We start from the raw sequence: 8,732 nt of genomic DNA, 5'->3' as shown, positions 1-8,732 counted from the left end.
AGCTAAGCCTTTCAGCGCCGATGGTACTGCATGGGGGACCGTGTGGGAGAGTAGGACGCCGCCGAGCAGTTATTGGTAAGCCCTGGTGGGAACTTAGGTTCCCGCCAGGGCTTACTTGCATTTGGTGGCCCCTCTGCGCGGGTTGGCCAAGGCTACGGGTAGGGTCGGAGTGCATCAATAGACACGTCCCCCACAGGAGGCCCCCGGGTGGAGGTCCAGGAGACGCGAGTCCAGACAGACCGCGTCCTCACCATCCCGAACATCCTCAGCATGGCACGCCTCGCAGGTGTGCCCCTTTTCCTGTGGCTGATTCTCTGGCCCAGGTTCGGTGGGCCGAACTGTGATCTCTGGGCGCTGCTGGTGCTGGCCCTGAGCGGGGTGAGCGACTACCTCGATGGAAAGCTCGCCCGGCGCTGGAACCAGATCAGCAGTCTCGGCAGACTGCTGGACCCGGCCGCTGACCGCCTCTACATCCTGTCCACACTCGTCGGCCTCACCTGGCGGGAGATCCTTCCGCTTTGGCTGACCGCCGCTCTGCTGGCGCGTGAGGCGATGCTGCTGGTTATGGTGTGGATTCTGAGACGCCATGGCTATCCACCACCCCAGGTGAACTTCCTCGGGAAGGCTGCGACTTTCAACTTGATGTATGCGTTCCCGTTGCTTCTTCTCAGTGACAGGGAGGGCTGGTTGCACTCAGTGGGTGCGATTTTCGGATGGGCGTTCGCCGGATGGGGTACAACCCTCTATTGGTGGGCAGGGATCCTGTATGTGGTGCAAGTCCGCCGACTGGTCAAGGCGGATACCACGGCCGACTGATCTCGCCGCAGTCCCTGAGCCTTGATACGGCGCTGAAGTCGGCCTGACCGTCGTCTCTCAAGGAGGACGCTTCCGACATGAAGGCCGTCGTGATGGCCGGCGGTGAAGGCACTCGCCTTCGCCCCATGACCTCGAGCATGCCCAAGCCGCTTCTACCGGTGGCCAATCGCCCGATCATGGAGCATGTGCTCCGGCTGCTCAAGCGGCATGGGCTCCATGAGACCGTGGTGACCGTTCAGTTCCTCGCCTCCCTGGTGAGGAACTATTTCGGTGACGGCGAGGAACTCGGCATGGAGCTCACCTATGCCAACGAGGAGAAGCCACTCGGCACGGCGGGAAGTGTCAAGAACGCGGAGGAAGCGCTCAAGGACGACACGTTCCTGGTTATCTCCGGTGACGCCCTCACCGATTTCGACCTGACGGACCTGATCCGATTTCACAAGGAAAAAGGTGCACTCGTCACGGTCTGCCTCACCCGGGTCCCCAATCCGCTTGAATTCGGCATCACCATCGTCGATGAAGCCGGACGGGTCGAACGGTTCCTCGAGAAACCCACCTGGGGACAGGTCTTCTCCGACACGGTGAATACGGGTATCTACGTCATGGAGCCCGAGGTCTTCGACTATGTCGCGGCCGATGTGTCCGTCGACTGGTCCGGGGATGTCTTCCCGCAATTGATGAAGGAAGGCAAGCCGATCTTCGGCTATATCGCCGAGGGCTACTGGGAGGACGTCGGCACCCACGAGAGCTATGTCAAGGCGCAGGCCGACGTCCTTGAGCGCAAGGTCGATGTCGAGATCGACGGCTTCGAGATTTCACCCGGAGTCTGGGTCGCCGAGGGTGCCGAGGTGCACCCGGACGCCGTCCTGCGCGGTCCGCTCTATGTCGGCGACTATGCGAAGGTCGAAGCCACCGCCGAACTTCGCGAACACACCGTCATCGGCTCCAATGTGGTGGTGAAGAGCGGTGCCTTCCTCCACAAGGCCGTTGTGCATGACAACGTCTATGTCGGCCAGCAGAGCAACCTCCGCGGCTGCGTGATCGGCAAGAACACCGACATCATGCGTGCGGCGAGAATCGAGGACGGAGCCGTCATCGGCGATGAATGCCTCGTCGGTGAGGAATCGATTATTCAGGGCAACGTCCGGGTCTACCCGTTCAAGACCATCGAGGCGGGCGCGTTCGTCAATACCTCGGTCATCTGGGAATCCCGAGGCCAGGCCCATCTTTTCGGGGCTCGGGGAGTGTCCGGCATCCTCAATGTGGAGATCACTCCTGAGCTCGCGGTACGGCTTGCGGGTGCCTATGCGACGACGCTCAAGAAGGGAGCGACCGTCACCACGGCACGTGACCACTCCCGCGGCGCCCGAGCCCTCAAGCGCGCGGTCATCTCGGCCCTTCAGGCCAGCGCGATCGAGGTGCGCGATCTCGAGAACGTACCGTTGCCGGTGGCCAGGCAGCAGACCGCCCGGGGCAGTGCCGGCGGGATCATGATCCGTACCACACCGGGGGTGCCCGACTCGGTGGACATCATGTTCTTTGACGAGCGCGGCGCCGACCTCTCCCAGGCCGGGCAGCGCAAGCTCGATCGCGTCTATGCCCGCCAGGAGTACCGGCGTGCGTTCCCGGGCGAGATCGGTGACCTGTCCTTTCCCTCCAGCGTCTACGACTCCTACACCGGTGCGCTCCTGCGCTCCGTGGACACCAGCGGAGTGGCCGAGGCCGGCCTCAAGGTCGTGGTCGACGCCTCGAACGGCAGCGCGGGACTGGTGCTGCCCAGTCTTCTCGGCCGGCTCGGTGTGGACGCCCTGACCATCAATCCGGGGCTCGACGAGGCACGTCCGACCGAGACTGCCGATACCCGCAGGTCCGGCCTGGTGCGACTCGGGGAGATCGTCGCGTCGGCGCGAGCCGCGTTCGGCGTGCGGTTCGACCCGGTGGGGGAGCGAATCTCCCTGGTGGACGAGCGTGGGCGCATCGTCGAGGACGACCGTGCCCTGCTGGTGCTGCTCGACCTGGTGGCCGCCGAGCGGCGCAGCGGGCGGGTGGCACTGCCGGTGACCACGACCCGGATCGCCGAGCAGGTCGCCGCATACCACGGCACCCAGGTGGAGTGGACCACAACGTCCCCCGACGATCTGACGCGGGTCGGCCGTGCGGAATCGACCATCTTCGGCGGGGATGGGCGAGGCGGATTCATCGTCCCCGAGTCCAGCAGCGTGTTCGATGGCGCGGCTGCGTTTGTGCGGCTGATCGGGCTGGTGGCTCGTACCCAGCTCACGCTCAGTCAGATCGATGCGCGCATTCCCCGGGCGCATGTCCTGCGCCGGGATCTGGCGACACCGTGGGCGGTCAAGGGCCTGGTCATGCGTCAGGTGGTGGAGGCGGCCGGGGACCGTTCGGTCGACACGACCGATGGGGTGCGGGTGGTCGAGACCGATGGGCGCTGGGTATTGGTGCTTCCGGACCCGGCGGAAGCGGTGACGCACCTGTGGGCGGAGGGGCCTGACGATGCCTCCGCGCAGGCACTGCTGGACGAGTGGTCCGCGGTGGTGGACGGCGCGGGACGCTGACCCGGTCCCGGAGTTGAGCCGGCGGGACATCGTCCTGCCGGTTCCGGATCCGGCACGCCGGTGGGGCCATTGGGAGACGACGCCCGCGACGTGCGACGATGTGCGGCATGCCGCAGCAGCCCCCCGTTCGGAGGACCTCGACCCCGCCTCCGCGCCCCGACGCCTCCATGTCGCTGCTGACCAATGTGATGGACCACAGCCTCGACGACGGCTATGCGGAGGCGGCGGCCAGGCGCACGGAGGGTGGCGGCGGGCTCCCGGGCAAGCTGCGGGCCAAGTTGGGGCTCGCCGCCGCGTTGTTGCTCGCCGCTGTGGTGGTGACCCTCGGAGCCGCTCAGGCGCGGATATCGGCGCCCACGCTGGCCAAGGAGCGCCAGGAGCTCATCAACCGCATCGAAGCCGAGACCTCATCGGCTGACTCGCTGCAGAAGGACGTCGACACCCTGCGCGACTCGGTCGGCACCACGCAGCGTGAGGCACTGCGGAAACACGGCGGTGACAAGGCGGAATTGGTGTCACTGCTCGCAGGCGCCACCGCGGTACGAGGGCCGGGTCTCAAGGTGGTCGTGGACGATGCCAAACAGGCCAGGACCAGCGGCGGCGGGCCGCGGGAGAGCAGTGGATTCTCGGACACCGGCCGGGTGCGCGACCGTGATATGCAGCGCATCGTCAACGGGCTCTGGCAGTCGGGCGCGGAAGCGATCGCCATCAACGACCAGCGGCTGACGGCGCTGTCGGCGATCAGGGCCGCCGGTGACGCCATACTGGTCGACAACAAGCCGCTGGTGCCGCCGTACACGGTGCTGGCGATCGGCAACGGCCAGCGGATGAGCACCTCGTTCCAGGACAGTGTCGACGGCCAGTATCTGCATGTGTTGCAGCAGAACTATGGGATCCGGACCGGTATTTCCGTCGAGGACGACATCCGGCTTCCGGCTGCGCCGAGTCTGATCGTGCGTACCGCACAGCCACGGACCAACACAGGGAAGGGCACATCGTGATCGCCGTACTGGGCCTCATCGTGGGAGTCGTGGTCGGGCTGGTGGTCCGTCCCGTGGTGCCGACGGCGGTTGAGCCCTATCTTCCCATCGCTGTCGTGGCGGCGCTCGACGCGGTGTTCGGCGGTCTCCGGGCGATGCTGGACGGGATCTTCGACGACAAGGTCTTCGTGGTCTCCTTCCTGTCCAATGTCGTGGTTGCCGCGCTGATCGTTTTCCTGGGCGACAAACTGGGCGTCGGGGCGCAGCTGTCCACCGGCGTCGTGGTCGTCCTGGGCATCCGCATCTTCTCCAACGCGGCCGCCATCCGGCGGCACGTCTTCCGGGCGTGAGGTCGATGAACACCGAGGACACACCGGGCGAGCCCGGCGAGCCGGAGCCGGGCGGTGAACGGGACGAGCCGAATCAGCCCGAGGAGAAGCCGTCGTCGGAAGTGGAAGCCGGTGCGGAGCCGTTGACCGGGCGTCAGCGGCTCATCAACGGCCTGTGGCCGCCTCGGCTGACCCGGGCACAGCTCACCGTGGCGCTGCTGCTGTGCGTACTGGGCCTGGGCCTGGCCATCCAGGTCCGGTCGAACAGCGAGAGCAATGCCTTGCGGGGCGCCCGTCAGGAGGACCTGGTACGGATCCTGGACGAGCTGGACAACCGCACCAGGCGGCTTGAGGACGAGAAGCGAAAGCTGGAGAGCCAGCGGACCGAGTTGGAGAGCAGTTCCAACCAGGCTGCCGAGGCCCGCAAGCAGACGTCTCAGAAGGAGCAGCAGCTCGGTGTGCTCGCGGGGACGGTGGCGGCACAGGGGCCCGGCATCGAGCTCACGGTGAGCGACAGCAAGGGGGCCGTGGAATCGGACATGTTGCTGGATGCCATTCAGGAACTGCGTGCCGCGGGTGCCGAGGCGATCCAGATCAACGATGTCCGGGTGATCGCCGGCACGTATTTCTCGGGCGGTGCCGGGAAGGTGACGATCGATGGCAAGAAGGTCTCGCAACCGTATAAGTTCAAGGTCATCGGCAAGCCTCAGGATTTGGAGCCGGCGCTCAACATCCCCGGCGGTGTGGTGCAGACTCTTCAGAAGGAACAGGCCGGAGTCAGCATCGTCCGGTCTGAGAAGATCGTTGTTGACGCCTTGCGCCCGGCGAAGCGGCCTGACTACGCTCGGTCGTCATCGCAGTGAGACGGGTGCGCGCAGGAGCTCTGCGGGGAGGGCGGCAGGTTGCGGGGGGTCGGCGCACCAAGATGGGGGTGCGTGATGGAAACTGTCTGTTGGCCGTGGACGTTGTAGAGATGTCCAGGTCGGATGGTGTGTGCAGCGAGGGTTGCCCTGCCCCACGGGCGGGTCTGTTTCGGTCAAGGGGAATCGCCCGTGAAGTTGTTTGCGAAGTTGTTCGGCAAGAGCGCACGCCAGAGTGGCGGCAGCGGTTCTGCTCGGCACCGGTCGGCGCGTCCGGTCGAGGGCGACGGGGGCCAGGAAGGGCGTCCCCTGTTCCGGGACCAGACGGCGCCGCCCGGCGGTGACGTTCCGGGTGGCCAGGGTCTTCCCCCCGTTGACCCCGCGGCGACAGGCCGCATAGGTTTCGGGGCACCACCGACCTCGAGCGCGGGTGGAGGGGCTGCCGTGCAGGTGTGTACGAGGTGCGGCCACCGGAGCGGCGAGACCAGCCGGTTCTGCTCCAACTGCGGTGCGCCGCTGCGGCAGGGGGCCGTTGCGGAGCGTGCCGCGGAGACCACCTCCACCATCTCCATTTCCGGCCTCGAGGCATATGACTCCGAGACCACCGGCCAGACGCCGATTCCGGCGCTCTCGCCGGAGGCGCAGGCGGCCGTCGAGGCACTGCCGCTGGGGTCGGCACTGCTGGTGGTCCGGCGCGGACCGAACTCCGGCAGCCGTTTCCTGCTGGACGGCGAGGTGACCACGGCGGGCCGTCATCCGCAGAGCGACATCTTCCTCGATGACGTCACCGTCTCGCGGCGCCATGTGGAGTTCCGGCGGGGTCATGACGGCAGTTTCACCGTCACGGATGTCGGCAGCCTCAACGGCACCTATGTCAACCGGGAGCAGATCGACTCGGCCGTGTTGTCGAATGGCGACGAGGTCCAGATCGGCAAGTACCGTCTGGTCTTCTTCGGCAGTCGGCGAGGCTTCTGACCCTCCCCCGAACTCCGTCCGGGGGGACCTCCAAGGGAAGGCCCATGCTGCAGACGTCGTCGGGCGGTTCCTGTTCTGCCGGATCCGCAAGTGCGGTTGATCGGCTGGTGAGCATCGGCACGGTGCTCAATCTGCTGCGTGAGGAGTTCCCCGAGGTCACCATCTCCAAGATCCGCTTTCTGGAGGCCGAGGGGCTGGTCGAGCCGCAGCGCACACCGTCCGGCTACCGCAAGTTCAGCGCGGCGGACGTCGAGCGGCTGGGACAGGTGCTGCGGATGCAGCGTGATCATTACCTGCCGCTCAAGGTCATCAGGGAGCACTTGGACGCGTTGGCCCGGGGTGAGCGAGTGCAGCTCCCCGCCCCCGGCCAGCCCCGGGATGCCGTCGGCCTTCAAGACGGTCCGGACGCGTCCGGGGGCGCCGACATCGGGCCCCAATCCCCGGCCGCCGGCCGGATCGGCCGGGAAGAGCTGCTGGCCGGCACGGGCGTGACCGAGTGCGAGCTGGCGGATTGGGAGTCCTATGGCCTGCTGGCGGCCCACCCGGACGGCGGATTCGACGCCGACTCCCTGGCCATAGCGCAGCTCATCGCCGACCTGGGCCGCTTTGGGCTGGAGCCACGACATCTGCGGGCCATGAAGGCCGCCGCCGACCGCGAGGCGGGGTTGGTCGAACAGGTGGTCGCACCGTTGCGCAGGCACCGTAATCCGCAGACCCGGGCCCATGCGGAGGCCACCGTCCGGGAGCTGGCCACGCTGTCCGTACGGCTGCATGCGGCTCTGGTTCAGACCGCACTGCAGATCCGCGCGCAGTGACGGCGGTGGCCCGACTACCCAAACCTGCCGAGCACGGCCTAGGGTTGCTGTGTGAACGAGCTCGATGTCGTGGGTGTCCGGGTGGAAATGCCCTCCAACCAGCCGATCGTGCTCCTGCGCGAAGTGGGAGGCGATCGTTACCTCCCCATTTGGATCGGACCGGGGGAGGCAACGGCCATTGCCTTCGCTCAGCAGGGCATGGCTCCCGCCAGGCCGCTGACCCACGACCTTTTCAAGGACGTGCTGGAGGCGGTCGGACAGCAGCTGGCGGAAGTCCGCATCACGGACCTGCGCGAAGGCGTTTTCTACGCGGAGCTTGTCTTCGCCAGCGGAGTGGAGGTCAGCGCCAGGCCGTCCGACGCCATAGCGCTGGCACTGCGCACCGGAACGCCGATCTACGGCAGTGACGGGGTGCTGGACGACGCGGGCATCGCCATCCCGGATGAGCAGGAGGACGAGGTCGAGAAGTTCCGCGAGTTCCTCGACCAGATCTCGCCGGAGGATTTCGGCACCAACAGCCAGTGAGGCGCGCCCGGTCGGTTGCGGCGCATTCGAGTAGCCTTTCCCGCTACGGGGACACGTAAAACCACTCTCTGGGTGATTATCACTCGGCGTGCCGAGTGTGGCGATCGTTGACGCACCCCGAGCGACTGCCTACCGTCGAGAAGGCAGGTCAAGGACGGAGGTCGGCGTGAGAAGCACGGGCGACGGTACAGCGGTCGGCAGTCCGTATCCGCTGCATGGGGGAACGGTCGAACCGGTGACCCTCCCCCATAACCTGAATGGCAGGGGAGGCACCCCCGTCCCCGCCGCGGCGGCGGTCACGGCTCCGCGCGGGCGAAACTCCCAGGGTTCGGTCGGCACGGACGATGGATCCGGCAGCTCCGACACCATCGGATACCGGGGACCGACCGCGTGTGCGGCTGCCGGGATCACCTATCGGCAGCTTGACTACTGGGCGCGTACGGGGCTCGTGGAACCCAGCGTCCGGCCCGCGTACGGCTCGGGCAGTCAGCGGCTCTACAGCTTCCGGGATGTTGTCGTCCTCAAGATCGTCAAGAGGCTGCTGGACACCGGGGTCTCCCTGCAGAACATCCGCACCGCCGTCCAGCACCTGCGCTCGCGCGGCATGGCCGATCTGGCCCAGATGACGCTGATGAGCGACGGCGCCACGGTGTATGAGTGTGTGTCGCCCGACGAGGTCGTCGGGCTTCTGCAGGGTGGCCAGGGCATCTTCGGAATCGCCGTCGGCGTCGTGTGGCGCGATGTGGAGAGCGCGCTCGCGCAGCTGCACGGGGAGCGCATCGACACCGGTGAGACGCTCGTCGGCCACAACCCCGCCGACGAACTGGCGCGACGCCGCAACCGGGCAGGCTGACCCTCC

General features: G+C 66.8%; 9 protein-coding genes and 1 rRNA gene. All 10 read left to right on the top strand.

Annotated features, from left to right (window positions below):
• A 5S ribosomal RNA gene (gene rrf, locus ABCR83_RS14715) occupies window positions 1-67 on the top strand; the annotation flags it as partial.
• Between the two features lie 140 nt (window positions 68-207).
• Window positions 208-816 (top strand): CDP-alcohol phosphatidyltransferase family protein, encoded by a 609-nt coding sequence (locus tag ABCR83_RS14710; RefSeq protein WP_462695422.1) that lies wholly within the window; start codon window positions 208-210, stop codon window positions 814-816.
• A gap of 77 nt (window positions 817-893) precedes the next feature.
• On the top strand, window positions 894-3,389 hold the full coding sequence (locus ABCR83_RS14705; protein WP_462695421.1) for a sugar phosphate nucleotidyltransferase: 2,496 nt from the start codon (window positions 894-896) through the stop codon (window positions 3,387-3,389).
• 98 nt (window positions 3,390-3,487) lie between these two features.
• Window positions 3,488-4,390: a DUF881 domain-containing protein gene (locus ABCR83_RS14700; RefSeq protein WP_462695420.1), complete on the top strand. Its 903-nt coding sequence runs from the start codon at window positions 3,488-3,490 to the stop codon at window positions 4,388-4,390.
• Window positions 4,387-4,719: a small basic family protein gene (locus tag ABCR83_RS14695; RefSeq protein WP_004947174.1), complete on the top strand. Its 333-nt coding sequence runs from the start codon at window positions 4,387-4,389 to the stop codon at window positions 4,717-4,719. The genes ABCR83_RS14700 and ABCR83_RS14695 overlap by 4 nt, the downstream gene beginning before the upstream one ends.
• 5 nt (window positions 4,720-4,724) lie before the next feature.
• Window positions 4,725-5,561, top strand: coding sequence for a DUF881 domain-containing protein (locus ABCR83_RS14690; RefSeq protein ID WP_462695419.1), 837 nt, complete (start codon window positions 4,725-4,727; stop codon window positions 5,559-5,561).
• 441 nt (window positions 5,562-6,002) lie between these two features.
• Window positions 6,003-6,533 (top strand): FHA domain-containing protein, encoded by a 531-nt coding sequence (locus ABCR83_RS14685; protein ID WP_462695418.1) that lies wholly within the window; start codon window positions 6,003-6,005, stop codon window positions 6,531-6,533.
• 44 nt (window positions 6,534-6,577) lie between these two features.
• The gene (ftsR, locus tag ABCR83_RS14680; protein WP_462695417.1) at window positions 6,578-7,348 is read left to right on the top strand and encodes a transcriptional regulator FtsR; all 771 of its coding nucleotides are present in this window, start codon (window positions 6,578-6,580) and stop codon (window positions 7,346-7,348) included.
• Between the two features lie 51 nt (window positions 7,349-7,399).
• Window positions 7,400-7,873, top strand: coding sequence for a bifunctional nuclease family protein (locus tag ABCR83_RS14675; RefSeq protein ID WP_004947186.1), 474 nt, complete (start codon window positions 7,400-7,402; stop codon window positions 7,871-7,873).
• Window positions 7,874-8,039: 166 nt separating this feature from the next.
• Complete coding sequence (locus ABCR83_RS14670) at window positions 8,040-8,726, top strand: MerR family transcriptional regulator (RefSeq protein WP_462695416.1); 687 nt, start codon at window positions 8,040-8,042, stop codon at window positions 8,724-8,726.
• Window positions 8,727-8,732: the final 6 nt, after the last annotated feature.

It is taken from the genome of Streptomyces xingningensis, from assembly GCF_054957865.1.
The sequence above is the reverse complement of the archived record's forward strand: the minus strand, read 5'-3'. Positions and strand labels throughout refer to the sequence as shown.

Bases quoted from the DNA above. Each gene is read 5' to 3' on its own strand.
- ABCR83_RS14705 (WP_462695421.1), top strand. From the start codon at position 894: ATGAAGGCCGTCGTGATGGCCGGCGGTGAAGGCACTCGCCTTCGCCCC.
- ABCR83_RS14700 (WP_462695420.1), top strand. From the start codon at position 3,488: ATGTGCGGCATGCCGCAGCAGCCCCCCGTTCGGAGGACCTCGACCCCG.
- ftsR (WP_462695417.1), top strand. From the start codon at position 6,578: ATGCTGCAGACGTCGTCGGGCGGTTCCTGTTCTGCCGGATCCGCAAGT.
- ABCR83_RS14690 (WP_462695419.1), top strand. From the start codon at position 4,725: ATGAACACCGAGGACACACCGGGCGAGCCCGGCGAGCCGGAGCCGGGC.